The sequence below is a fragment of the Methylobacterium sp. WL9 genome (assembly GCF_008040035.1).
Taxonomy (GTDB): Bacteria; Pseudomonadota; Alphaproteobacteria; order Rhizobiales; family Beijerinckiaceae; genus Methylobacterium; species Methylobacterium thuringiense.
In genome coordinates this window covers 15,684-37,915 of record NZ_VRVE01000037.1, presented here as the reverse complement: position 1 = coordinate 37,915, position 22,232 = coordinate 15,684, and the positions used below count along the sequence as shown (strand labels likewise).

Annotated in this window: 22 protein-coding genes; 13 read left to right on the top strand and 9 right to left on the bottom strand. The window is 68.2% G+C overall.

Going from position 1 to position 22,232, the window contains the following annotated elements:
- Positions 1 to 217: 217 nt before the first annotated feature.
- Together FV217_RS12550 and FV217_RS12545 are read right to left on the bottom strand one after the other, a co-directional pair.
- Complete coding sequence (locus FV217_RS12550) at positions 218 to 427, bottom strand: hypothetical protein (RefSeq protein ID WP_147817517.1); 210 nt, start codon at positions 425 to 427, stop codon at positions 218 to 220.
- Positions 428 to 505: 78 nt separating this feature from the next.
- Positions 506 to 694, bottom strand: coding sequence for a hypothetical protein (locus tag FV217_RS12545; protein WP_147817516.1), 189 nt, complete (start codon positions 692 to 694; stop codon positions 506 to 508).
- Positions 695 to 887: 193 nt separating this feature from the next.
- On the opposite strand from FV217_RS12545, the gene FV217_RS12540 reads away from it, so the two are divergent.
- The 3 genes from FV217_RS12540 to FV217_RS12530 all read left to right on the top strand — a co-directional run bounded on the left by FV217_RS12540 (position 888) and on the right by FV217_RS12530 (position 3,210).
- Positions 888 to 1,619 (top strand): cell wall hydrolase, encoded by a 732-nt coding sequence (locus FV217_RS12540; RefSeq protein ID WP_147817515.1) that lies wholly within the window; start codon positions 888 to 890, stop codon positions 1,617 to 1,619.
- Between the two features lie 122 nt (positions 1,620 to 1,741).
- Entirely contained in the window at positions 1,742 to 2,749 is a 1,008-nt protein-coding gene (lipA, locus tag FV217_RS12535) for a lipoyl synthase (RefSeq protein WP_147817514.1), read from the top strand.
- Positions 2,749 to 3,210 (top strand): type II toxin-antitoxin system RatA family toxin, encoded by a 462-nt coding sequence (locus FV217_RS12530; RefSeq protein ID WP_147817513.1) that lies wholly within the window; start codon positions 2,749 to 2,751, stop codon positions 3,208 to 3,210. Before lipA ends, FV217_RS12530 begins: the two co-directional genes overlap by 1 nt.
- Positions 3,211 to 3,235: 25 nt before the next feature.
- On the opposite strand, the gene FV217_RS12525 is transcribed toward FV217_RS12530, so the two are convergent.
- Positions 3,236 to 3,451, bottom strand: coding sequence for a hypothetical protein (locus tag FV217_RS12525; RefSeq protein WP_147817512.1), 216 nt, complete (start codon positions 3,449 to 3,451; stop codon positions 3,236 to 3,238).
- 177 nt (positions 3,452 to 3,628) lie between these two features.
- A complete protein-coding gene (locus FV217_RS12520; RefSeq protein WP_147817511.1) occupies positions 3,629 to 3,937 on the bottom strand; it encodes a phosphopantetheine-binding protein in 309 nt (102 codons plus the stop codon).
- 279 nt (positions 3,938 to 4,216) lie between these two features.
- On the opposite strand from FV217_RS12520, the gene FV217_RS12515 reads away from it, so the two are divergent.
- The 6 genes from FV217_RS12515 to FV217_RS12490 are packed head-to-tail and all read left to right on the top strand — an operon-like array spanning position 4,217 to position 9,754.
- Positions 4,217 to 5,419 carry an acyl-CoA dehydrogenase family protein gene (locus tag FV217_RS12515; RefSeq protein WP_147817510.1) on the top strand — a complete coding sequence of 401 codons (1,203 nt, stop codon included), beginning with the start codon at positions 4,217 to 4,219 and terminating at the stop codon, positions 5,417 to 5,419.
- 30 nt (positions 5,420 to 5,449) lie between these two features.
- Complete coding sequence (locus FV217_RS12510) at positions 5,450 to 6,382, top strand: amino acid--[acyl-carrier-protein] ligase (protein ID WP_147817509.1); 933 nt, start codon at positions 5,450 to 5,452, stop codon at positions 6,380 to 6,382.
- A gap of 37 nt (positions 6,383 to 6,419) precedes the next feature.
- A complete protein-coding gene (locus FV217_RS12505; RefSeq protein ID WP_147817508.1) occupies positions 6,420 to 7,394 on the top strand; it encodes an alpha/beta hydrolase in 975 nt (324 codons plus the stop codon).
- A complete protein-coding gene (locus FV217_RS12500) occupies positions 7,391 to 7,648 on the top strand; it encodes an acyl carrier protein (protein ID WP_147817507.1) in 258 nt (85 codons plus the stop codon). Before FV217_RS12505 ends, FV217_RS12500 begins: the two co-directional genes overlap by 4 nt.
- Before the next feature lie 4 nt (positions 7,649 to 7,652).
- Complete coding sequence (locus tag FV217_RS12495) at positions 7,653 to 9,023, top strand: fatty acid--CoA ligase family protein (protein WP_147817506.1); 1,371 nt, start codon at positions 7,653 to 7,655, stop codon at positions 9,021 to 9,023.
- On the top strand, positions 9,020 to 9,754 hold the full coding sequence (locus FV217_RS12490) for an SDR family oxidoreductase (protein ID WP_147817505.1): 735 nt from the start codon (positions 9,020 to 9,022) through the stop codon (positions 9,752 to 9,754). The genes FV217_RS12495 and FV217_RS12490 overlap by 4 nt, the downstream gene beginning before the upstream one ends.
- An 18-nt stretch (positions 9,755 to 9,772) precedes the next feature.
- On the opposite strand, the gene FV217_RS12485 is transcribed toward FV217_RS12490, so the two are convergent.
- Entirely contained in the window at positions 9,773 to 11,245 is a 1,473-nt protein-coding gene (locus FV217_RS12485) for a formyl transferase (protein ID WP_348641961.1), read from the bottom strand.
- Between the two features lie 463 nt (positions 11,246 to 11,708).
- Between FV217_RS12485 and FV217_RS12480 the strand changes: the two genes are divergently transcribed.
- Positions 11,709 to 13,823 carry an exopolysaccharide transport family protein gene (locus FV217_RS12480; protein WP_238232403.1) on the top strand — a complete coding sequence of 705 codons (2,115 nt, stop codon included), beginning with the start codon at positions 11,709 to 11,711 and terminating at the stop codon, positions 13,821 to 13,823.
- A complete protein-coding gene (locus tag FV217_RS12475) occupies positions 13,820 to 15,103 on the top strand; it encodes a VpsF family polysaccharide biosynthesis protein (protein ID WP_238232402.1) in 1,284 nt (427 codons plus the stop codon). The genes FV217_RS12480 and FV217_RS12475 overlap by 4 nt, the downstream gene beginning before the upstream one ends.
- Here the strand turns inward: FV217_RS12475 and FV217_RS12470 are convergent, their stop codons facing one another.
- Positions 15,104 to 16,378, bottom strand: a complete 1,275-nt coding sequence (locus tag FV217_RS12470; protein WP_147817503.1) for a cellulase family glycosylhydrolase — start codon at positions 16,376 to 16,378, stop codon at positions 15,104 to 15,106.
- A complete protein-coding gene (locus FV217_RS12465) occupies positions 16,378 to 17,580 on the bottom strand; it encodes a DUF1972 domain-containing protein (RefSeq protein WP_147817502.1) in 1,203 nt (400 codons plus the stop codon). The genes FV217_RS12470 and FV217_RS12465 overlap by 1 nt, the downstream gene beginning before the upstream one ends.
- Positions 17,581 to 17,771: 191 nt before the next feature.
- Between FV217_RS12465 and FV217_RS12460 the strand changes: the two genes are divergently transcribed.
- Complete coding sequence (locus FV217_RS12460) at positions 17,772 to 18,947, top strand: glycosyltransferase family 4 protein (protein ID WP_147817501.1); 1,176 nt, start codon at positions 17,772 to 17,774, stop codon at positions 18,945 to 18,947.
- On the opposite strand, the gene FV217_RS12455 is transcribed toward FV217_RS12460, so the two are convergent.
- Positions 18,908 to 19,432, bottom strand: a complete 525-nt coding sequence (locus FV217_RS12455) for a flavin reductase family protein (RefSeq protein WP_147817500.1) — start codon at positions 19,430 to 19,432, stop codon at positions 18,908 to 18,910. The two genes, FV217_RS12460 and FV217_RS12455, sit on opposite strands and share 40 nt — an antisense overlap.
- Before the next feature lie 134 nt (positions 19,433 to 19,566).
- On the bottom strand, positions 19,567 to 21,009 hold the full coding sequence (locus FV217_RS12450; RefSeq protein WP_187272539.1) for a hypothetical protein: 1,443 nt from the start codon (positions 21,007 to 21,009) through the stop codon (positions 19,567 to 19,569).
- Between the two features lie 264 nt (positions 21,010 to 21,273).
- Between FV217_RS12450 and FV217_RS12445 the strand changes: the two genes are divergently transcribed.
- A complete protein-coding gene (locus FV217_RS12445; RefSeq protein ID WP_147817499.1) occupies positions 21,274 to 22,167 on the top strand; it encodes an acyl-CoA acyltransferase in 894 nt (297 codons plus the stop codon).
- Positions 22,168 to 22,232: the final 65 nt, after the last annotated feature.

The following is a 22,232-nucleotide window of genomic DNA, read 5'->3' as shown; positions in this document are numbered from 1 at the left end:
GTGGGAATTGGTTGGCGGGGGAGGGGGGACGGTTCCGGCGCCATAATCCTGCAACTACACACGCTCCTCATGCCGAGGCGCGAGCGTCGAAGCATGGCTGACGGGGGTGCAACCGTCGCGCCGCGTGGGCCTTGGATCGGCGGCGGCTGTGCTACGAGGCCGCCGCGCGGCGCCTCAGCCTGAGGGGCGTTCGAGGTGCCAGCAGCGCTGGAATGCGTCAGGCCGCGACGGCCGGAGGGGAGGCATCGGTCTTGGGCTCGTCGGCGCCGGGGTGGCGTCGGCTGGAATAATAGAGGCCGATGGCGTTCCAGAAGGCGTCGCGCACGTCGGGCGTGAATTTTTCGAGGGAGGCCTCCAGCGCGGCCCGGCCCGACTGGGACGCCTCGTCGCGAAGAATGTCGTCCGTCGGCAAAGTGAGTTCCGGCATAGGGCGACCCTTTCGCGATGCGGCATTTCGAGATGCTTTGCCGCGACATTCAACGCCCGGGCGGCGTAGTTCGATCCCTCACCGCAGGCGGCCGAGCCCGATCAGCAGGAGGGTCACCGGCAGGGACAGGATGAAGGCGATGGCGATCGCCTGTTCCGCTGGCGTGGCGGTGCCGTCGCCCACCGCCACGCCCTGGGCCGAGAGGGCGGGGCCGGTGGCGGCGAGGCCGACCGCGAGGCTCGTCCAGGGGCCGGATCCACGCGGCATGACCGTTCTCCCGAGGTTGGCAACCCACGGTAACGCGTGAGTGACATCGATGTCACATCGCCGGGAGAAGCGTGGCCATTCCCCCGATAGGGTTTCCGAAACCCTTTACGCCTAAGCTTTCCGCAAGCGATCCTGGGGCTCTGACGGCAGAGTCGTTCCCCGGGACGGCGAAACCAGACACGCGGGAGGTCGCATGCGCCGGAACCAGAGCACCCTGATCGGCAGCCTCCTGCTCGTGAGCGTCGCCGGCTCCGGCCTCGGCGGTTGCGGGGTGCTCCCGGCAGGCGGCGAGATGGCCACCGGGTCGGTGGCGCAGAACGCCAAGGTCGTGCAGACCCCGACCCGCGCCGACCGCGAGTGCCTCGCCCGCGCCATGTACTTCGAATCCAACCGCACCGACGAAGAGGGCATGCTCGCCGTCGGCACCGTGGTGATGAACCGCCTCGATTCGCCGAAATATCCCGGCAGCGTCTGCGAGGTGGTCGGCCAGAAGCGCCAGTTCGCCAACGGCGTGCTCTCGAAGCCCGTGCGCGACCAGGACCGCGGACGGATCGAGAAGGTTGCCGACCTGCTGCTCGCCGGCGAGCGCCACAAGGATGTCGGCCCGGCGCTGCACTTCCACACCGCGGGCTACACGTTCCCCTATACCAACATGCACTACGTCGCGCTCGCCGGCGGCAACCAGTTCTACGAGAAAACCGACCGCGAGGGCTATCTGCCGGCGGTCCTGCCGCACGCCGTCGTCCAGACCGCTTCGGGCAAGCTCGTGCCGATCCAGATGGCGACGCTGCTCGACACGCCCGATTCGTTCGCCACCGGCACCCCGCGTCCGCGCATGCCGTCCATCCAGGCGACCCAGGTGGCCTACGGCCTAACCCTGCCGCAGGGCGTGCCGACCCGGTACAGCTCGGCTCCGGCCCGGTAGCCGCCACGGCGCGCATCGCGGTGTTCGCCATGTCGATCCATGGCAGGTTTGCGGTGGGGCCCTCGGCGTCCTAGATCAGGACTCGGGTCGAAGCCCGCCCGCGCCCTCCAGCACGGACCACCATGGCCGTCGTCCTCGATCTCCTGAACCAAGACAGCCGGCCGAAAAGCGCCGTCGCCGCCCGTCCGCGCCACCCCGAGAAGGCGCACCGGCCCGACAACCCGATCCAGCGCAAGCCCGACTGGATCCGCGTGAAGGCACCCGGCTCGAAGGCCTGGGCGGAAACGAACCGGATTGTCCGCGAGAACGGACTCGTCACCGTCTGCGAGGAGGCGGGCTGCCCTAATATCGGCGAGTGCTGGGAGAAGCGGCACGCCACCTTCATGATCATGGGCGACACCTGCACGCGGGCCTGCGCCTTCTGCAACGTGAAAACCGGCCTGCCGCAGCATGGGCTCGACGCGGCCGAGCCGGCGAAGGTCGCCGACGCGGTGGCCAAGCTCGGACTGAACCACGTGGTGGTCACCTCGGTCGACCGCGACGACCTCGCCGACGGCGGTGCGGCGCATTTCGCGCAGACCATCGCGGCGATCCGCAGGGCCAGCCCCGGCACCACCATCGAGATCCTGACACCGGACTTTCTGAGGAAGCCGGGCGCGCTGGAGTGCGTGGTCGAGGCCCGGCCCGATGTGTTCAACCACAATCTCGAAACCGTGCCGGGCAAGTACGTCACCGTGCGGCCGGGTGCGCGCTACTTCCATTCCGTGCACCTGCTGCAGCGGGTGAAGGAGCTCGATCCGACGATCTTCACCAAATCCGGCATCATGGTCGGCCTAGGCGAGGAGCGGAACGAAGTCGTTCAGTTGATGGACGATTTACGCTCGGCCGACGTCGACTTCCTGACGATCGGGCAGTATCTGCAGCCGACGTCGAAGCATCACGCCGTGATCCGCTTCGTGCCGCCGGACGAGTTCAAGAGCCTCGAGACCACCGCCTATTCCAAGGGTTTCCTGCTGGTTTCGGCGACCCCGCTAACGCGCTCGTCGCACCACGCCGGCGAGGATTTTTCGCGGCTTAAGGTGGCACGGCTGGCGAAACTCGGCCTGACACGCGAGACCGCGACCGCCTGATGCCGTCCTTCCGCATTACCCGCCACGTGCGGCACTCGGCCCAGCAGATGTACGACCTCGTGGCCGACGTCGAGCGCTATCCCGAATTCCTGCCGCTTTGCGAGTCGCTGCGTGTCCTGCGCCGGCAGGACGACGCGCAGGGCAACCCCGTGCTCGTCGCCGAGATGGGCGTCGGCTACAAGGCGATCCGCGAGCGCTTCACCACCCGCGTCGGCCTCGACCGGGACAACCTGAAGATCACCGCCGAGTATATCGACGGCCCCTTCCGCCATCTCGAGAACCGTTGGGCCTTCAAAGACGCATCGGACGGCGGATGCGACATCGATTTCTTCATCACCTACGAGTTCAAGAGCTTTGCCCTCGGGCTTCTGATGGGAAAAATGTTCGATCGCGCCTTCCGCAAGTTCACGGATGCCTTCGAAGCCCGCGCCAACGTCGTCTATGGCCGGGCGGCTGCTTGAGACTCAACGGTCTCCGGCCTCTGGGCTACGCCAGCGGCGTGATCGAGGCGACGGTTTCGGGATCTCGCACGTAGCGTTCGGGGAGGCACGAGAGCATGTCCTTGATCGAAAATTCGGTCCAAGCCCATGTAACGTCGTGCCGATGGAACGCGTCGGCGCCGGTAGCCAAGACGCTCACGCCGCCCCGCGAGAGCGTCTCACCGACGTATGTTCCGGATGCGATGCTGCGGGCAGCGAGCATGCTCTCGCTGTTGGCTTAGAGCCGTACCCAACCCGATTGCATCGGGTCGGCGTCTCTAAGCCTTTGTTGTGACGCGCTTTCTTTCGACCAACCGGCAACCACTTGGTCGGAAAGCGCTCTAGCTACCAAAAAACTCGAGAAGACCCTGCGAGGTACAAAAGCCCGTCACAGATAGTATCAAGCTACGATATGTACCTGGGCGGGTGCCCTCGTCATGTCTGCCGGCGCGCTCACGACGCTGATCATCCTTGCGATCGAACCGATCGAATAGAAATTCTTCGGGTTCAGATGTGATGCCGGGATCATGATGTCGAACTCAGCTTCGACGGCGACCATGAGATTGACGAGATCGAGCGACGACAGGCCGACGTCGACCAATGCATCCTCCGGTGCGAAGTCCCGATCTTGCGCTTCCTGTGCCAGGATCGCCTTGGCAAGGCTCATCGTCCGGTCCGTGTAGTCTGAGAGAACCGTTTCGATGCTCATATCGGCTCATCCATCTCGACCCGCAGGCGTCAGCGCGGGCTGCATTTTGCGGAAAATTGTTCGGGTTCCATAGTGATACTGACCTATCGATGGTCAATGAAGCCGGCGGGAAGTTCCGTATATATCGTTAATTTTAAGCATACTCGCTGTACGTATTTTTCGCGACTGAGAGAAATTCAGTCTTAAGCCCTATATCCTATTGGTCCACTTGAGAGCCGGCCGAACGTCCAGGCTCGATGGCCGGGTCGTGGCCGGGCCGAAGTACTTTCGAGGGTGACCATGACGATCCAGCAAGGAGCGAACGCGACTGGTCCGGCGACGACGGCCGCCGACCTGCAGGCGCGGGCGCAGGCCGTGGCCGCCATCGCCGCCGCCCATGCCGATTCGGTCGACAGCGCGGGGCGCTTCCCCGCCGAGGCGCGCGAGGCGATGCGGACGCACCGCCTCCTCGGCGCGGCGATCCCGATCGAATTCGGTGGGGAGGGTGCCTCGATCCGGGCGCTTGCCGACGTCTGCTACACCCTCGGACGCGCCTGCGCCTCCACCGCAATGATCTTCGCGATGCACCAGACCAAGGTGGCCTGCCTCGTGCGCCACGGCCGTGGGAACGACTGGCAGAACGGTGTGATGCGCCGCATCGCCCATGACCAGCTGCTGATGGCCTCGTCCACGACGGAGGGCAACAACGGCGGCAACGTTCGCTCGTCCGCGGCTGCCGTTGAGGTGGATGACGACGTCGTGCGCCTCGACCGCGCCGCCACGGTGATCTCGTACGGCGCCGAAGCCGACGGCATCGTGACCGTCGCGCGCCGGGCCGTCGACGCCGCATCGTCCGATCAGGTCCTCTGCGTGTTCCTGAAGGAGGACTACACGCTGGAGCGTCTGAGCGGCTGGGAAACGCTGGGCATGCGCGGCACCTGCAGCAGCGGCTTCCGTCTCCTCGCTCAGGGGGGCGCCGAGCAGGTGCTGAAGGCTCGCTACGCCGACATCCATGGCCAGACCATGACGCCGGTCTCGCACATCCTGTGGTCGAGCGCCTGGACGGGAATCGCCGCGGCGGCCGTCGAAAAGGCGCAGGCCTTCACCCGTACCGCCATGCGCGGGGCCGGCGGCGTCGCTCCGCCGGGCGTCCTCCATTACGGCCGCGCCGTCTCGGGTCTGAAGCAGGCCCGCGCGCTGATCGGCCAGAGCCTCGACCGGTTCGAGGCCGCCGGCAGCGATCCCGCCGCGCTCTCGGCCATGGATTTCCAGACGGCCATCACGATGCTCAAGGTCGAGGTCTCGGAACTCGCCGTCTCCACCGTGATGAGCGCGATGCGCGCCAACGGCCTCGCCGGCTATCGGCAGGACGGCGCCTTCGCCATCGGCCGCCACCTGCGGGACGTGCTCTCGGCGCCGATCATGATCCACAACGACCGGATCGTCGCCAACCTCACGACGGCAACCCTCATGGCCCCCGTGGCTGCATCGCTGCGCGACTGAGCGCTTCCCCTCTCGCAAGGATCGACGACGATGAACATGAACGTCACCATCGCTCCGGCGGCGCCCCCCGCGACGGACCCGCTCGACGCGCTCTTCGACACGATGTTCCGCCCCATGGACGCGCAGGGCGTCTATGCGCGGACCGGCGCATACGAATCGGTGGTGGAGGCGCTGGCCGCGCTGATCACGTCGAAGCGCGAGGCGGACACGGAGGTGTTCCGGTTTCCCCCGGTGATGAGCCGCGCGCATCTTGAGCGGCACGGCTACCTCAAGAGCTTCCCGAACCTGCTCGGCTGCGTCTCCTGCCTCGAAGGCAGCGAGTCGGAAATCCTGGCCCAGGCCGGCCTCCACGAGAAGGGCGGCGACTGGACCAGCGGCCTGGAGACCGCCGACCTCGTGCTGACGCCGGCCGCCTGCTACCCGGTCTATCCGATCGCGGCCGCGCGCGGACCCGTTCCCGCGGCCGGCTACCGCTTCGATGTCGCCTGCGACTGCTTCCGTCGCGAGCCGTCGCCGCATCTTGACCGGCTGCAATCCTTCCGGATGCGTGAATACGTCACCATCGGCACGCCCGAGCAGGTCGCCGAGTTCCGCGAGCGCTGGATCGTGCGCGCCACGGCGCTCGCCGACGACCTCGGTCTCCCCTACACCGTCGAGCAGGCGAGCGACCCGTTCTTCGGCCGGCTCGGCCAGATCAAGGCCTTCAGCCAACTCGAAGCGGCGCTGAAGTTCGAGCTGCTCATCCCGCTCCGGGGCCAGGCGGCCGGCACGGCCTGCATGAGTTTCAATTATCACCGCGAGCATTTCGGCACGACCTGGGATCTGCGCCACGCCGACGGCGAGCCGGCCCATACCGGCTGCGTCGCCTTCGGCATGGACCGGCTCGCGGTGGCGATGTTCGCCACGCACGGTGCCGCGATCGCCGGCTGGCCGCAGAGCGTGCGCAGCGCGCTGTCACTCTGACACGACGCGAAAAGGCCGCTCGATCGCAGGAAGCGTGATGTCCCTCGACCCGTATGTCAGGCGGTTTCTCGATACGCTGGCCATGAGCGGACCGAACGCACCGACCATCGCCGCACGCCGGCAGGGTCAGCGCGTTCTGGCCCGCCTCGCCGGCCTGGAACCGCACCCGGTCCTCGTCGAGGAGCGGGTGCTGCCGATCCCGTCCGGCCCCTGCGCAGCACGGCTCTATGCGCTGGCCGATGCGGCTGAAAGCGGTCCCGGCCTCGTCTTCTTCCACGGTGGCGGCTTCGTCTCGGGCGACCTCGACACGCACGACACGCTCTGCCGCCGCCTGGCGATCGCGACCGGTTGCCGTGTCGTCTCCGTCGCCTACCGGCTCGCGCCTGAGCATCCCTTTCCGGCCGCGATCGAGGATGCGGTCGCGGCGTTCGTCCACATCGCAGGCGACGCCGCCGCATTCGGCATCGACCCCACCCGTCTCGCGGTCGGCGGCGATTCCGCCGGGGCCGGACTTGCGGCACGGGTCTGCCAGCAACTGCGCGGCCACGGCCCGGCCATCGCGGCGCAACTGCTGCTATGCCCGGTGCTCGACCTGCGTTGCGGGAGCGCGGCGCAGGGGGCGTTCGCGACGGGCTACATGCTCGACGCGCAGACCATGCGCCACGACATCGCGGCCAACGGCGTGGCGCACATGACCGACGATCCGAGCGTCTCGCCGCTCCTAGAACCGGATCTTGCAGGCCTGCCGCCGGCCCATATCCACACGGCCGCCTTCGACATCGTCCGCGACGACGGCGCGGCCTATGCCGAGCGCCTCGCCGAGGCCGGCGTGCCGGTCGCCTACACCTGCCACGCGGGCATGATCCATTTCTTCTACGGGCTCGGCCGCCTGATCCCGGCGGCACAGCCGATCCTCACCGAGATCGGCGCCGCGTTCGGCGGCCTCCTGCGCGGCTTTCCTGCCGTGCAGCCCGACATCGTCCATCCCGAGCATCTGCGGAGAGCATCATGACCATGCGTTCGACCATCGTCGCCGAGATCGAGGCCATCACCCGCGACCACGACAAGACCATGCCGCCGCTCACCGACGACATGGTGCTGATGGACACCGAGTTCGACTCGCTCTGCTTCGCGTTGCTCGTTGCCCGGATGGAGGACCATCTCGGCGTCGACCCGTTCGGCACCATGGAGGTCGCCGACCTGCCCGTGACGCTCGGCGACCTCGTGGCCCTCTACGACCGCGCCGCCGTGGCGAACGCGGCCTGAGCCGATGAACCTCCGCGAGCGCCTGACCCGCGCGGGCACGCCCGACGGCCTGTTCCTCGCGGACAGGTCCGGCCGCAGGCTCCTGCGCGATACCATCGATGCGCCGGGTCGCGCCGACATCGCCGAGCAGCTCGCCGGGCGCTCGGTCCTGGTCGCCACGGGCGGCCAGATGGCGGCGGCTCTCGCGATGATCGCCCTCGACGGGCTGGTGCGCCGGATGGTGCTCGCGCCGCCCGGCATGAGCACCGAGCAGGTACCGGGCGTGGTCGCCGCCGCCGAGATCGATCTCTGCGTCACCGATGCCGGCTGCCCGTTCCGGGCCGCGCTCGAGGGCCTGCCGTGCATCGAAGCCGCCGACGCGGCCCTGGCCGCCCCGCCGGACGTGCTGCAGCCGACCGAGTGGGTCCTGACGACCTCGGGCACAACCGGCGCGCCGAAGCTTGTCGCGCACACCCTCGAAGGCCTGGCGGGCGGCATCAATACGGCGGCCGCGCCCGATCCCGGCACGGTCTGGAGCACATTCTACGACATCCGTCGCTACGGCGGCCTGCAGGTCTTCCTGCGGGCTGTCCTCGGGCCGTCACCGCTGGTGCTGTCGGATCCCGATGAGCCCGTGCGCGAATTCATCCTGCGGGCGGCGGCGGCCGGCGTCAGCCACATCCTCGGCACGCCGTCGCACTGGCGGCTGGCGATGATGAGCACGGCGCTTCCGCACCTGTCGGCGCGCTACGTGCGGCTGTCGGGGGAGATCGCAGACCAGACGATTCTGGACCTGCTCCGCGGCGCCTTCCCGGAGGCGCGGATCGCGCATGCCTATGCCTCCACCGAAGGCGGCGTCGGCTTCACCGTCGAGGATGGCCGGGAGGGCTTTCCGGCTGGCCTCGTCGGCACGCGGACCGGCATCGAGATCGTGGTGCGCGACGACACGCTCCACATTCGCTCGAACCGTACCGGACGGCGCTATCTCGGTGAGGGCGCGGCGCCGCTGGCGGATGCGGAGGCGTTCGTCGACACCGGCGATCTCGTCGAGCGGCGCAACGATCGCTTCTTCTTCCTCGGCCGGCGCAGCGGCATGATCAATGTCGGCGGCGCCAAGGTGCAGCCCGAAGAGGTCGAGACGGTCATCAACGGCCATCCCCGCGTGTCGATGTCCCGCGTCCGCGCCCGGCCGAACCCGATCCTCGGCGCGGTCGTCGAAGCCGAGATCGTTCTCCGCAGCGATGCCGCCGACGAAGCCGATCCCGCCGCGCTGAAAAGCGCGATCATTGCCCATTGCCGCCCGCATCTGGCCAAGCACAAGGTCCCGGTCAGCGTGAAATTCGTTCCCGATCTGCCGCTCACCGCCGGCGGAAAGCTCCTGCGGAGGGCGCCATGAGCGAGCCTCGCACCGTCATCGTCACCGGAGCGAGCCGCGGTATCGGGCTCGCCATCGCAAGCACGCTCGCGGCCGAGGGGTTTCGCGTGGTCGCCGTGGCTCGGCGCTCCTCGGAGGCGTTCGAGGCTGCGGCCACGGCGGCTCCCGCCGGATCGATGCATTTCATGGCCTGCGACCTCGGACGGACCGATGCGCTTCAGCCGCTCGTGCGCAGCGTTCGCGTCGAGCACGGCCCGATCTACGGTCTCGTCAACAACGCGGCGATCGGCACGCCGGGCCTCCTCGCGACGATGCCCGACCACGCGGTGTCGGACCTCGTGCACCTCAATACCCTCGCGCCGATGTTGCTCACCAAATACGTCGTGCGCGGCATGATGGCCTCCGGCAGCGGACGCATCGTGAACGTGAGCTCGATCATCGCCTTCACCGGCTACAACGCGCTCTCGGTCTACGCCGCCACGAAGGCCTCCATGATCGGCTTCACGCGCTCGCTGTCGCGCGAGGTCGGCCGCCTTGGGGTGACCGTGAACGCGGTGGCTCCGGGCTTCATCGAGACGGCTCTGACCGAGGGCATGGACGAGTCCGAGCGCGAGCGAATCGCGAAACGCAGCGCCCTGCGCCGCCTGGCCGATCCGGACGATGTGGCGAACGCCGTCGCCTACCTGGTCTCGGACAAGGCCCGCAACGTCACCGGCACCGTTCTCACGGTGGATGCCGGAAGCACGGCCTGACCGGCCGACGCCCGGACGTCAGGTCAGGCGCGGAAGGAGCCCCAGGGCCGGAAACCGCGGCACGCGGGCCGACCCGTCGATGAACTCGAACCCGCCGGCCGTGTTCAGGGTGTGAATCCGGGAGCCGGGCCAGAGCGGGCCGGCCTCGATCCGCGACAGGAAGCTCTGCGCGAAGCCGCCGTCGTCGAGCCGGTCGATGCGCATCAGCCTGAGCGCCGCGCCGTAGCCGCGGCTGCAATCCTGGACGGGACGGATGATCCGGCCGTCGCGCACCACGACGCGGCCCGCCGGCCGGGCCGAGGCGATGTCGATGAGGACTGGATTCGCCTTGTGCGGGATCCACGGCCCGCGAAAATCCGGTGCGCTCCACAGGTGGAGCGCGTCCGAGTAAGAGCCGTGACCGAGGGGAGCCGTCGTCGGCACTCCGCGCACGGTGGCGAAGATCCACCAGCGGCCTTCATGCTCGAACAGCGTCGGATCGCTCGCCGCCACTCCGGAGACGAGAGTCGCGTGCTTGATCCAGCCGCTGGGAAAATCCGTGGCGCGGTACAGGTCGATCGTTCCGGCGGCACAGGATTCGGGCACCATCCAGACCGCGCCGTCCCGCTCGAAGACGAACGGGTAGGACAGGTGGTGAGGCGTCTCGAGGACCGGTACAGGGATGCCGACCGGTCCGGCCTCGTCGAAGGCGACGACCGAGATTACGCCCTTGGCCGTCGCATGCGGAAAGTCTTCGACGAAGAGCCAGCAGCGACCCTCATGCACGATCGGAAACGGGTCGGCGTAGAAGCGCCGCCCGTCGTCGGGCAACTCGCGCCAGCCGGATTCGGGGTGCTCCCCCAGCGCTAGGAGATCGGGCCCGTCGAGCCTGCGCCAGCCCGTACGCCAGTGTGGCGAGCGGTAGCCGAGACGGTAGAGCCGCTGGAGCGTGTTGCGTGCCGCGATCCGTAAGGCTCGCCGGCCGAGATCCGCGGTCGTCAGATGGGTCCTGGCAGCAGGCTCCTGCGGCATGGTCGAAATGGCGGTCGCCCCGCCGTCGAAGGCGGCAGCGATCATGGTCACCGTGCGCGCGAGCCCGTCTTCGAACATCGTCTGCACGACGCCGCGCACTTCGGTACCCAGGCGCGCCTCGCAGATCGTGCAACCATCCTCGGTCAGGCTCGCGAGCGGCACGCGGCCGGCGAGCAGGCTGGTGAGGAGCGCCACTTCGCCGGGCTGACCATCATATGCCAGACGCCAGACGCGGGTCTCGCCGGCCTCGACGACGTCGCCGCACAGGTCGACGACGAGGTCGGGCGTTTGGCCTGTCGGGCGCGGCCACGCAGCCGTGGCCGTGTCGTCGAGCGGTGCGGCGGGACCGTTCCGCGGCAAGCCGTGGAACAAGGCCTCGATCCGAAACAGCCTGTCCGCGTGATGCGGCCAGTCGTCGGAGCCGGGGCGGGCGTCGACCTCGATCCGGCAGTCGGGGCGCCGAGCGAGGCTGTCGATCAACGCAGCGTGCCAGAACCGCGGGCGTCGCCCGTCGAGCCGAAGTCTCACAAGCACGGGGCGTCCTGTATCGTTGTCGGGGTCCGCCCCATCGGTGATCTCACGCTCTCGGTGCAACGTTGGGTTCTCGGACGGCGATCTGGTTCTCAGCCTGTTGCTGACAGCTCTCGAAATGATTTGATAACCACGCAAAGCGATTTCTGAAGAGAATGCCTCGCATCGCCATGGCACAGAGACGTTCTACTACAAGTTTTTCAGTAAAATTTTCCTTGATGACCCGTACTTTTGGACAAAATCGCCGTTAGATTCAGGATCGCTACGATCGATTAGGTATTAGCGGTCTAAATTCTCGACGAAGCCGGCTCGGAGGAGTGCCTTCAAGCGCGGTTGGACGATCGCGCGGATTTTGCAGACCGGATTGCGGACGAGAGGACGGAGCTCCGCTTTGAACCAACAATGGCCAAGCGTGAGACAGGGAGAACGTGCTTCGGCTCAGTCGAACATGCTGCTGCCCTACGTCCCGGTCAGGCCCAGCCACCCGGCGAAGGATACGGCGGCCGATGTCGGCGACCTGTGGCGTATCATCGTGCGCCGCCGCGGGATCGTGCTGTTCACGACCGCACTCTTCGTGCTCGGCGCTCTTCTGTACAGCCTCCTTGCCGCGCCCCTGTTCTCCGCCACGTCGCAGCTCCTGATCGACCCGCGCAACCGGCAGGTGGTGAGTCGTGACCTCAACGACAGCGCGGTCGCTCCGGATGGCGGCGTCACCGTCGTCGAGAGCCAGGTCAAGGTCATCGAATCGGACTCGGTCCTCCTGCGCGCCATCGCCGAGACGGGGCTCGAGGACGATCCCGAGTTCGGCGCCCCGTCCCGGGGCCTGATCCAGGAGACCTTGCAGGACCTCAAGACGGCGCTGCTGGGCCACCATGAGATCGAGCGCAACCGCAGGACGCTAGCGCTGCTGAAGCTGCGGCGGAAACTCGCCGTGAAGCGGGCCGACAAGGTCTTCGTCGTGGACGTGATCGTGACCGCCTCCGATCCGGACAAGGCAGCCCGTATCGTCAACGCCATCGCCAAAGCCTATCTCGCCGATCAGGCCGAGGCCCGTTCGAACGCGGCCAACCGCGCCTCCGGCGAGTTGCGCGGCCGTCTCGACAGCCTTCGCACCGACGTCAACGCGGCGGAGACGCGGCTCGAAGCCTTCAAGGCCGCGAACGGGCTGATCGCGTCGAGCGGACGCCTCGTCAGCGAGCAGCAGCTGACCGACAGCAACGCCCGCCTGATCGCGGCCCGCAACCGTATCGCCGAGGCGAAGAGCAAGCTCCAGGACCTCCAGGGCGTCCGCGGCGCCGCCGTCGACACGAGCGCGCTGCCCGAGGCGATCCAGTCGCCGACGATCGAGCGGCTGCGCTCGCAATATTCCGAACTCGCCAGCAAGGAAGGCGATCTGCGCACGCAGATGGGCGCACGCCATCCCTACATGGCCGCCATCCGCACGCAGATGTCGGACGTGAAGCGTCTGATCGACACCGAACTCGGGCGCATCACCAAGGCGGCCGAGATCGAGGTTCAGCGCGCCCAGGCCGCAGAGAAGCTGCTGAAGGCCAATCTCAACGAATTGCGCACCGAGTCGGTGCAGACGAGCAAGGCCACCGTTCAGCTGCGCGAACTCGAGAGCAGCGTCCAGGCGAGCCGGTCCATCTACGACACCTATCTGGTGCGGTCGCGGGAGATCGCCGAGCAGGCCAACATCGACACGGCCAACACCCGGGTGATCACCTGGGCGCAGCCGCCCGAAGAGCGCAGCTGGCCGCTGCGCGGGCTGATCCTCTCCGCCGGCCTGATGGCGGGGCTCGGCATCGGCGTCGGTCTCGCGATGGTTCGCGAATACGCCAAGCCGGCTTTGCTCTCCCGCAGACAATGCGAGCGGCTGCTCGGGGCGCCGGTCCTGGCGACATTCCCGCCATCCCTGGGGCTACGCGATCCCTCCTGCCAGAAGGAAGCGATCGTCGCCCTCGATACCCTGCGAAGCCGGTTCAGGCCGCCGAAGGGGACCGAGCGTGCGCTTGTCGTCGTCGTCGCCGCGTCGGCCGGAGATGCCGGCGAGCAGCGATCGTTGATCGACGTCCTGTCCGGCACGGCTGTCGCGCGTGGGGACAGGGTTCTCATCGTCGAGGCCGACCTGAACGGTGAGGATCTCGGAAAGGGCGGTCTTCTCGAAGTGCTGCGCGGCGAGATGAGCCTCTATGCCGCCATCACGGCGGATGCGGCCACGGGCGCCCGCTGGCTCGGGATCGGCAACGGCGACAAGCCGGTGGACGGAGCCTTCGACAGGGCCAATGTCGAGCAGTTCCTCGACCATGTCGGCGGTCGTTTCGACCTCGTCCTGATCAATGGCGGGATCCTGGCCACGAATACCCGGATCGCCTCGGTGGTCGGCGCGGCGGATAGGCTTCTCGTGGTGGCGCAGGCCGGGCGGACCTTGCAGGCCGATCTCACCGATCTCGATCGTGTCGCCTCGGCGATGGGGCGGTCTGCGTTCGGTGCCCTGCTCGTCGACGACCGGGTTCGGTCGCGATGATGCAGGCCGACGCGCGCCTTTGGGCGCCGGAGCGGGCGAGCCTGACGCCCCCACCGGATCTCGCCCTCATCGCGCTGACGGTCCTCGTCTTCGGCGTATCCGGCGGAATGCTCTGGCTCGTCGGGATCAACTACGACGGGCTGACCGGCTCGGCGGTGCAGAAGATCCATCCGGCCACCTATCTCTCGATCCTGCTCCTCGCCTGGACGATGGCGCGCGTCGGCAACCCCGTGGCCAACGCGGTCACGGCGCTGGAGCGCCGGCCCGCCGGCCTCCTGCTCGGCCTGATGGGCATCGGCCTCGCCGTCCAGATCACCGTTCGTGGCGGCGCCGGCATCGCAGGCGCGATCGACACGTTCCTTCTGCCGGCCGTCGTCGCCATCCTCTTCATCGGTTGCGACGGGCGAACGATGAAGCGGATCGAGACGACGGTCCACGTCGTCATGGCCGTGAACGCGGCCCTCGGTCTCCTCGAGTTCGTGTCGGGCCAGCGCTTCTTCCCGTACCGGCTCGATGGCGCGCTGCTGGAATACGACACGCGCTCGGTCGCCCTGCAAGGCCATCCGCTCGCGAACGCGACCCTGACGGCCTGCTACGTCATCGCCCTTGCTTCCGGCGGCGGATCGCTCAGCGCGATGCGGCGGCTCCTCGTCATCGGCTTGCAGATCGCCGCACTCGTCGCCTTCGGCGGCCGCTCCGGAATCGTCGTCACCCTCGCCCTGGGCGGCGGCCTCGGACTCATCGGAGTGATCCGTGCCGTCATGAATGGGCGCATCCCGCTGCTCGCGGTGGCGGGCGCCGCCTTCGCCCTGCCGCTGCTCGGTCTCGTCCTCGCCGGCCTCGCCGGCTTCGGCTTCTTCGACGCGCTGATCGGGCGCTTCGTCGACGACGGCGGAAGCGCCAACGCGCGGGTCGTTGTGCTCGACCTGTTCAGCCGGCTGTCGTTACGCGAACTCGTGATCGGTCCGGATCCGACCATCGTCGACAGCATGCGGCGCATCAACGGGTTGGCGATGGGGTTGGAGAACCCGATCGTCCGGCTCATGCTCTACCAGGGCGCTGCGATGACCGCTCTGCTCACCGTGGCCCTGACGTTGTTCCTGTACGAGATCGGACTGCGCTGCCGGCCGGGCATCGCCATGCCGATGATCACGTTCGCCGTCCTCGCCAACACCTACGAGAGCGTCGGCAGCAAGACGACTCTGGTGGCGAAGTTCGTGATCCTGCTGCTCGCCCTCTATCGGGCGCCGACGCCGGAGGAAGAGGCGAACGGGGCCTGATCAGGGTCTCAGGCCGGAGACGGGCACACGCAGGCCCAGCGCCCCGAGCAGGTCCGGATCGAGTTCGCGGCTGGTGTCGTCCATGATCCCCATGCCATCGAACAGGTTCCAGAACGCCCACGGGAAGCCGAAGGCCTCCGCGCTCCGGCGCACGTCGCCGATATAGCGGGCACGGTCGGCGGCGTTCGCCGCGACGTAGCGGTGGTCGCTGACCAGGGCGCCGAACTCGCCCATCAGGACTTGCCCCGGCGGAATCGCGTTGCGCACCGACCAGTCGCGCACCTGCCCCAGGTAGCGGTCGACGAAGCCGCGGTCGGGACGAGCCGCGAAATACTCCGCGAGCTTCGACTCGGTCAGCCGGTAGGCGTCCGCCTTGTCCGGCTGCGGCGTCTCGTCGTCGCGCGCCATCCGGGCACGGACGGCTGCCAGCGTCGCGTCGAGACGTCCGGCGGAGGCCGGCCACGGCACCCCATTCAGGGCCCGGTAGACCGGCTCCCGCATCCAGGGCGCACCCTGATGGGTGAACAGGTAGGGCTCGTAGAAATGGAAGGTGTAGAGCAGCGGCCCGTAGAGCCGTAGCGGGGCCGGATCGAGCGCCGTCAGGCCTCGGATCATGCTGCCGCAGGCACCCGTCGCGACGAGCGTCAGCCGGGGCGCGGCGACGCGTGCCGCGGCGAGCAGGTCCGTCTGCACGAGTGTCCAGGAGGCGGCCGTGCAGTCCTGGGGCGGCTCGTTGACCGGCTCGAACGAGACCCGTTCGAGCGAGTACCGTGTCAGGTCCCGTGCGAGTTCCGCGACCAGTGCACGATAGGCCGGCAGCAGCGGAGCGCGGGTGTCGCCGTAGAGGTTGCCCGGGTTGTAGTGATGCGTCGCCGAATTGGCGTGGAGGTTGAGGACGAGGGTCAGGCCCTCGGCCAGGATCGCGGCGATCGCAGCGTGGAGGTCGGCGAAAAGCGCGGCGCGTTGCCTGCCGTCGAAGGCGAGGAAGGGGCCGGGATCGACGGGAAGCCGGACGAAATCGAAGCCCGCCCGCGCGAGGCGCGACAGGTCCGAACGTGTCGGGATCGGGCGCTGCTCCTGGAAGGCCGGCCAGCCGAAATCCGTGCGCGGCGCCGGATACTCGCGGGTCAGCGAGAACCACGGCCAGAGACTGATTCCGCGACGGATCGCGATCGGCTCGGATCCGGTGCGCGCCACCGCGGGTGTGCGGGGGAGGAACGCGCTGGCGAGCCCGCCCCCGATCACCGCACGCCGCGTGGCGCCGTCCTGCGGCATCAGCGGGTCGCGGTCGGTCCGTCGATAGACAGACCGTTCGCGGCTTCCGGCCCCGGCAGGTAGCCCTGGCGTGCCTTGGAGCGGCTCTCCGCCACGCCGACGATCATCGTCTCGTAGGCCTGCAGGATGTCCGTCCAGTCGAACCGCAGGGAGGCGAGCCGTGCGCTCTCGCGGGCTTTCCCGAGCGCCGCGTCGTCGGTGAGCGCGCGCGCGATCAGCGTCTCGCAGCTGTCGATGTCCTTGAAGTAGCTCTGATCCTCGCCGGCCGTGAGGCGGTTGTACGGATTGTCGTGGGCGATGACGGCGCTGCCGGCCCAGAGGGCTTCGACCAGCGACGGATTGGTGCCGCCCACGGTATGGCCGTGCAGGTAGGCCCTGGCGTGGAAGCGCAGCGCGCCGACGGTCACCGCATCGTAGATGGCGCCCGGAAAGATCACCTCGTCGCTCGCCGCCGCGCGGACACGCCGATGGTAGTCGTTCCCCTCGCGCAGCTCGCCGAGCACCACGAGCTTCGCTCCGCGCTTCGTCCGCGAAAAAGCCTCGACGATGGTGAGAATGTTGTTGTCCGGCTCGATCCGGCAGATCGAGACCATGTAACCTCCCGGCTGCAGGCCCAAGGTCGCGAGCGGGTCGCTCGGTGCCGTGAGGACCGGGTCGCCGCCATAGGGGATCATGCTGATGGCCCGGCGCGGCCGGCGCGTCGCGACATGGTCGGCGATGGCCGGATGGTCGGCGACGAGGTGGTGCGACGACCACGCCGCGATCCACTCGTTGACCCAGAACCATGCCCGCACCGGCATCGACCATTTCGGCCGGCGCCACTCGATGCCATCCATGTTGGTGACGATCCGGCGGCCGGCGAGACGCAGCAGAGGCAGGAAGATCGCGCCGTTGTAGCCGAGAACGAGGCTCACCGCCTCGCGCTGGGCGGCGTGCCGGACGCAGTGATAATCGAATTCGAGGGTCGCCCGCGGGCCGCGCGAGGACACCTGAACGTGGATGAGCTCGATCCCGCGCCAGGTCTCCGACCGGAACCGGGTGTCGACCTGCCCGACCTCGTCCTGGCAATACACGCCGACGGACCAACCGCGCTCCACGAGGAACAGGGCGAGCCGCTCCGCGAAGGTCTCGAAACCTCCGTGATCGGCGGGCAATCCGCGCGTTCCGAGAATCAGGAGTGAAGGAGCCGGCTGGGTCGTCATTCTGGCCATCGATTCCTGGGATCACGACGGCAAGATCGCAGATCCCGCCAATCACCCGCGACGCGATCATGCTGCGCCAATATTTAAGAATCGACCTATAGACCGTGGCGTCGGATCAATAGTCTCTACAGACGATGCCAAGCGGTGAATTTCCTATTAAAGTTAATTCACCCGCAAGAAGTAGGTAGATTATGCGCATCACGTGCGTTCATCAGGGCTTCGAACTCTACGGGTCCGACCGAAGCTTCATCGAAACCGTTCGCGTCATGCGTGAAACATGGCCCTCCGCTTCGATCGACGTGATTCTGCCGCGCCATGGCCCGATCGTCGCGCCATTGGAGCTGGTGGCCAGCCGCATCCTCGTCGAGCCGCTCTGGATCCTGCGCCGCCGCGACCTGCCGCGACTCGCGACGCTGGGGCTCCTGACCCTGCCGGTCGCCGTCGGCCGAGCGCTCCTGCGCATGGCCCGCAGCGACCTCGTCTACGTGAACACCTCGGTCGTAGCCGACTATCTGCTGGCCGCACGGTTCTTCCGTCGGCGCTGCGTGGTCCACATCCACGAGATCCCCGAAGGCTTCGTGCGCACCGTGCTGCGAACGCTGACGCGCTGGAGCGCCTGCGGGATCATCTTCAACTCGCGGGCGACACAGCGCGCCTTCGCGCCGAACCCCGAACGGCCGGGCCGCGTGGTCTATAACGGCATCGCCAATCCGGGCCGGCCGAAGGGGGCGGAGTATTGCGGCGACCGGCCGCTGCGCCTGCTGATGCTCGGCCGGATCAGCCGCATCAAGGGTCAGGATGTGATGGTCGAGGCGATGGCCCGGCTCCCCGAGGCGGTCCGCGACCGGATCGCCCTGCGGATCGTCGGCAGTGCGTTCGAGGATGCGGATCGCGAGCGCGTGCTGGCCGACGCCATCACCGAGGCCGGACTGGATCGGTCGATCGAGCGGCTGCCCTTTGCGCCGGACCCTTCCGAGCATTTCCGCTGGGCCGACATCGCCGTCGTACCCTCGCGCCTGCCAGAATCCCTCGGCCGGGTCGCGATCGAAGCGATGGCCTACGGGATCCCTCCGGTCGTCTCGGATATCGGCGGGCTGCCTGAAGTGGTGGAGGATGGCGTGAGCGGCTGGCTCGTCCCACCCGGCGATTCCGGTGCGCTGGCGCAGCGGCTGATGACACTGGTGACGGAGCCGGAGAGCTGGACGGAGTTTCCGGCGGCAGCCCGGCGGCGCTACTGCGCGATCTTCGCCGAGGAGGCTTCGGCTGCCGGCATGGTGGCCTGCTTCCGCGAGGTCCTCGACGGGCGGAGCGCGGGCGCACCGATGGATCAGGGCAGCGGCACGCTTCCGAAGGAGCCGAGCCGGTAAACGAGGGAACCCGAGTCTTCGTGGGCGATCCGCACCTCGCGGACCGCGCCGAGCAGGATCGCGTGGCTGTGACGCTCGATCACCTCGTCGATCTCGCAGTCGATGATCGCCTGGGCGCCAGCGAGGCCGGAGGCGCCGGACTTCATGACGAGCCAATCCGCACCCTGGTAACGCTCGGTCCCGCGCAGGGCGCCGATGCCGGCGAAGCGCTCGGCCACGGCCTGATGCTCGGCGCCCAGGACGCTGACGCAGAAGTGCCGCCGCCGCGCGATGACGGGCCAGGTCGACGACGACCGGTTGACGCAGACGAGCATGGTCGGCGGATCGACGGAGAGCGACACCGCCGACGTCGCCGTGAGGCCGACGCGCTCGTCGCCCGAGCCGGCGGTGACGACGACGACACCTCCGGTGAGCCGGCGCATCGCCATCTTCAAGAGGGCCGCGCTCGCGGGCGGCGCGGGGATGTCTCGGACCGAAATGTTCATCGTCCTCTCCTGATCCGCGACCGACCCTGCCGACGGTCCGACCGCAGAGAACGCGCGTTCCCCCCGATCGGCCCTCTGCCCCTTCGCCACGTTCGCCGCAATCGGGAATGCCATAGCCTGCCCGGTCGCAGCCCTCATTCGGCCGGTGCCGAATAGGCCGGTGCGTACGTAGCGCGCATCGGCACCGTGGTCTCCCTGCGCCCGACCGGGGCGTCTTCGTGCGGTGCTTCGGCCTCCGCGACGGCCGCGGCCGCCTCCAGGACCCGCTTGTCCGCCCGGCGCGCGAACTTGCGGAAGGCGATGGCCGATCCGAAGACGACGGCGAGCTCCGAGGCCGCCAATCCGGCCAGGGCATAATGCGGTGGCAGGGTCAGCAGCATCGGGATCATGATGGCGAAGCCGATGCAGGCGGCAGCGATCGCGCCCCAGGCGATGGTGCGGAACGCCGCCGACGCTTCGAGGTAGGCGCGCGGGATGGCGTAGAGCAGCGAGATCGCGACCACGCCCCACACGGCGAAGCCGATCAGGTTCATCGGCTCGTGGCTGAACCGACCCTTGAACAGGTAATGCTCGATGATCGGCAGCGCGCCCCACATCGCCAAGCCGTAGATCAGGCTCGCGATGGCGATCACCACGGTGGAGCGGACCACGATCCGATAGGCCGCGCTGGTGCGTCCCTGCGCCAGCAAGGCGGTGACCTCGGCCAGCGCCATGTTGGTCAGGGCATTTGTCGGGATGCGCAGCGGCGCGAACAGTACGAGCGTGGCCGCGATCGGCGCGTAGGCCGCCGGGCCGACGATGGCAGCGAAGGCGAGCGTCAGGCCCTGGCCCTGGACGGTGATGCTGGTGACCCCCGTCAACTGCCACAGCAGTGTCCGCCACAGGGACAGGTAACGCCGCCACAGCGACCGGCGCAGGGTGATGCGCAGCGGCTGGCGCAGGGCGAAGTAGGAGACGGCGATGCCGCAGGCATGGGCGAAGGCGAGCGACAGGAAGGCGTGGTCGAGGACGGCGGCGTCGCTGCCGTGCAGGGTGACCAGCGCGAACAGCAGGCCGACGCCCGCGTAGACGGCGTCGCTCATCCCCGCGATCCGCGCGGATTTCCGTGCCAGCAGGACGATGCGCAGATAGCTCCGGAAGGCGTAGAGGGCGATGAAGGCTCCGGCCGCCAGCGCTCCGTAGGCGCCGATCACCGCGAACAGGATGGCCGTCGCCAGGAGGCCCATGCCCAGCGCGACGACGAGCGCGCCGGAGCCGAACACGATGTCGTAGCCGCGCTCGGCTGGCCGGCCGAGGCTGCGCGACAGAAACAGCGTCGCCGGGACTGCCACGAGCGCGCGGATATAGGCGATGCCCACGGCGCCGCTCGTGAACACGATGGCGAACAGGCCGTAATCGTGCTGGCTCAGCGTCCGCACCAGCACGACGTTCAGCACGAAGTGGAACAGGCTCTGGATCAGTTCACCGGACAGGATCACGGCGAACCGGCTGCCGAACCCGCCACGGGGCGCTGCACCGACCGACGCGGGCGTGCGAGACAGACGTCCGAGCACCGAAGACTTCAAGGCCTGGATCATGGTGCGAGAAACCGCGTTGCGAGGGTTCGCATGATGTCGTCCACCCCTTCCGAAAACATTTAACGTTGCCTCTCTAGGGTGAAGCCTCGGTCGGGCCCTGATCCGAGCCCATCGAACCAGTCCAGAAATGGCAAAGCCGCGCGTTCGAAGCTTCAGGTTGCAAGTTCGGGACCCCGGCATGGCGGACCGGCCGTTCGGATCCGGCACGTATTTCGGTGCGGGCATCCCGCCGGCGTGCCGTTCGGAGACAGGTGGAGGCGAGCGATGACGACGATCCGAGAGGCTTCATCGGCACCAGCCGCTTCCGCAGCGCTGCCACCCCGAGGCGTGCGCTGCCGCCGTGTCGAGCCCGCCGATATCGACGCGCTGGCGGTGCTTCTGACGCAGGGCTTTCCGGCCCGCAGCCTCGCAGACTGGCGCAAATCCCTGACGCGGCTCGGTGCCTGGACGGAGGCGCAGGGTCTGCCCGGTCTCGGCTTCGTGCTGGTCGACGGAGACACCCTCGTCGGCTGCCTGCTCACGCTCTTCGGAGCCGGAGGCACACGCTGCAACATGTCGAGCTGGTACGTCGCGGAGGGCTACCGCCGCTTCGGCACGATGCTGGTCAGCGCCGCCTTGCGCGACCGCTCCATCACCTACGTCAACATCTCCTCGGAGCGCCACACCCGGCCGATCATCGAGGCGCAGGGCTTCCGCCGCTACACGGAAGGGGTGATGCTCGCCGCACCGTTGGCGTCGCTGGCAGGGCTCGGCCGCGCGACGATTTCCCGGGAGCGTCCGGGCGGCGACGTGATCGTCGATCCCACCGAGGCCGCGCTGATGGACCACCACGCGGCGCTCGGCTGCATCACCTTCTGGTGCCTCGCCGACGGGCGGGCCTATCCCTTCGTCGTGGCGCGCCGGCTGATCAAGGGGCGCCTGCCGATCGCGCAGGTCGTCTATTGCGCGGAGGGGACGGACTGGCGCCGGCTCTCGCATGCCGTCGGCCGCGCGCTCGCCCGGCATGGCCTGTTCCTGCTCCTGCTCGACGCGCAGGGACCGGTGCCCGGCCTGCCCGGACGCTTCCTGGCTGGGCGCATGCCGAAATACGCGCGCGGACCTATAACCCCACGCTGTGGCGACCTTGCCTATACCGAGGCTGCGGTCATCGGGACTTGAGATCGCCGGCAGGACGACGCGTTCTCCAAATCTTCACGGCCTGAGCGCTACGCCTGTACGGCGCG

Bases quoted from the DNA above. Each gene is read 5' to 3' on its own strand.
- FV217_RS12550 (WP_147817517.1), bottom strand. From the start codon at position 427: ATGCCGGAACTCACTTTGCCGACGGACGACATTCTTCGCGACGAGGCG.
- FV217_RS12545 (WP_147817516.1), bottom strand. From the start codon at position 694: ATGCCGCGTGGATCCGGCCCCTGGACGAGCCTCGCGGTCGGCCTCGCC.
- FV217_RS12540 (WP_147817515.1), top strand. From the start codon at position 888: ATGCGCCGGAACCAGAGCACCCTGATCGGCAGCCTCCTGCTCGTGAGC.
- lipA (WP_147817514.1), top strand. From the start codon at position 1,742: ATGGCCGTCGTCCTCGATCTCCTGAACCAAGACAGCCGGCCGAAAAGC.
- FV217_RS12530 (WP_147817513.1), top strand. From the start codon at position 2,749: ATGCCGTCCTTCCGCATTACCCGCCACGTGCGGCACTCGGCCCAGCAG.
- FV217_RS12525 (WP_147817512.1), bottom strand. From the start codon at position 3,451: ATGCTCGCTGCCCGCAGCATCGCATCCGGAACATACGTCGGTGAGACG.
- FV217_RS12520 (WP_147817511.1), bottom strand. From the start codon at position 3,937: ATGAGCATCGAAACGGTTCTCTCAGACTACACGGACCGGACGATGAGC.
- FV217_RS12515 (WP_147817510.1), top strand. From the start codon at position 4,217: ATGACGATCCAGCAAGGAGCGAACGCGACTGGTCCGGCGACGACGGCC.
- FV217_RS12510 (WP_147817509.1), top strand. From the start codon at position 5,450: ATGAACATGAACGTCACCATCGCTCCGGCGGCGCCCCCCGCGACGGAC.
- FV217_RS12505 (WP_147817508.1), top strand. From the start codon at position 6,420: ATGTCCCTCGACCCGTATGTCAGGCGGTTTCTCGATACGCTGGCCATG.
- FV217_RS12500 (WP_147817507.1), top strand. From the start codon at position 7,391: ATGACCATGCGTTCGACCATCGTCGCCGAGATCGAGGCCATCACCCGC.
- FV217_RS12495 (WP_147817506.1), top strand. From the start codon at position 7,653: ATGAACCTCCGCGAGCGCCTGACCCGCGCGGGCACGCCCGACGGCCTG.
- FV217_RS12490 (WP_147817505.1), top strand. From the start codon at position 9,020: ATGAGCGAGCCTCGCACCGTCATCGTCACCGGAGCGAGCCGCGGTATC.
- FV217_RS12475 (WP_238232402.1), top strand. From the start codon at position 13,820: ATGATGCAGGCCGACGCGCGCCTTTGGGCGCCGGAGCGGGCGAGCCTG.
- FV217_RS12470 (WP_147817503.1), bottom strand. From the start codon at position 16,378: ATGCCGCAGGACGGCGCCACGCGGCGTGCGGTGATCGGGGGCGGGCTC.
- FV217_RS12465 (WP_147817502.1), bottom strand. From the start codon at position 17,580: ATGACGACCCAGCCGGCTCCTTCACTCCTGATTCTCGGAACGCGCGGA.
- FV217_RS12460 (WP_147817501.1), top strand. From the start codon at position 17,772: ATGCGCATCACGTGCGTTCATCAGGGCTTCGAACTCTACGGGTCCGAC.
- FV217_RS12455 (WP_147817500.1), bottom strand. From the start codon at position 19,432: ATGAACATTTCGGTCCGAGACATCCCCGCGCCGCCCGCGAGCGCGGCC.
- FV217_RS12450 (WP_187272539.1), bottom strand. From the start codon at position 21,009: ATGATCCAGGCCTTGAAGTCTTCGGTGCTCGGACGTCTGTCTCGCACG.
- FV217_RS12445 (WP_147817499.1), top strand. From the start codon at position 21,274: ATGACGACGATCCGAGAGGCTTCATCGGCACCAGCCGCTTCCGCAGCG.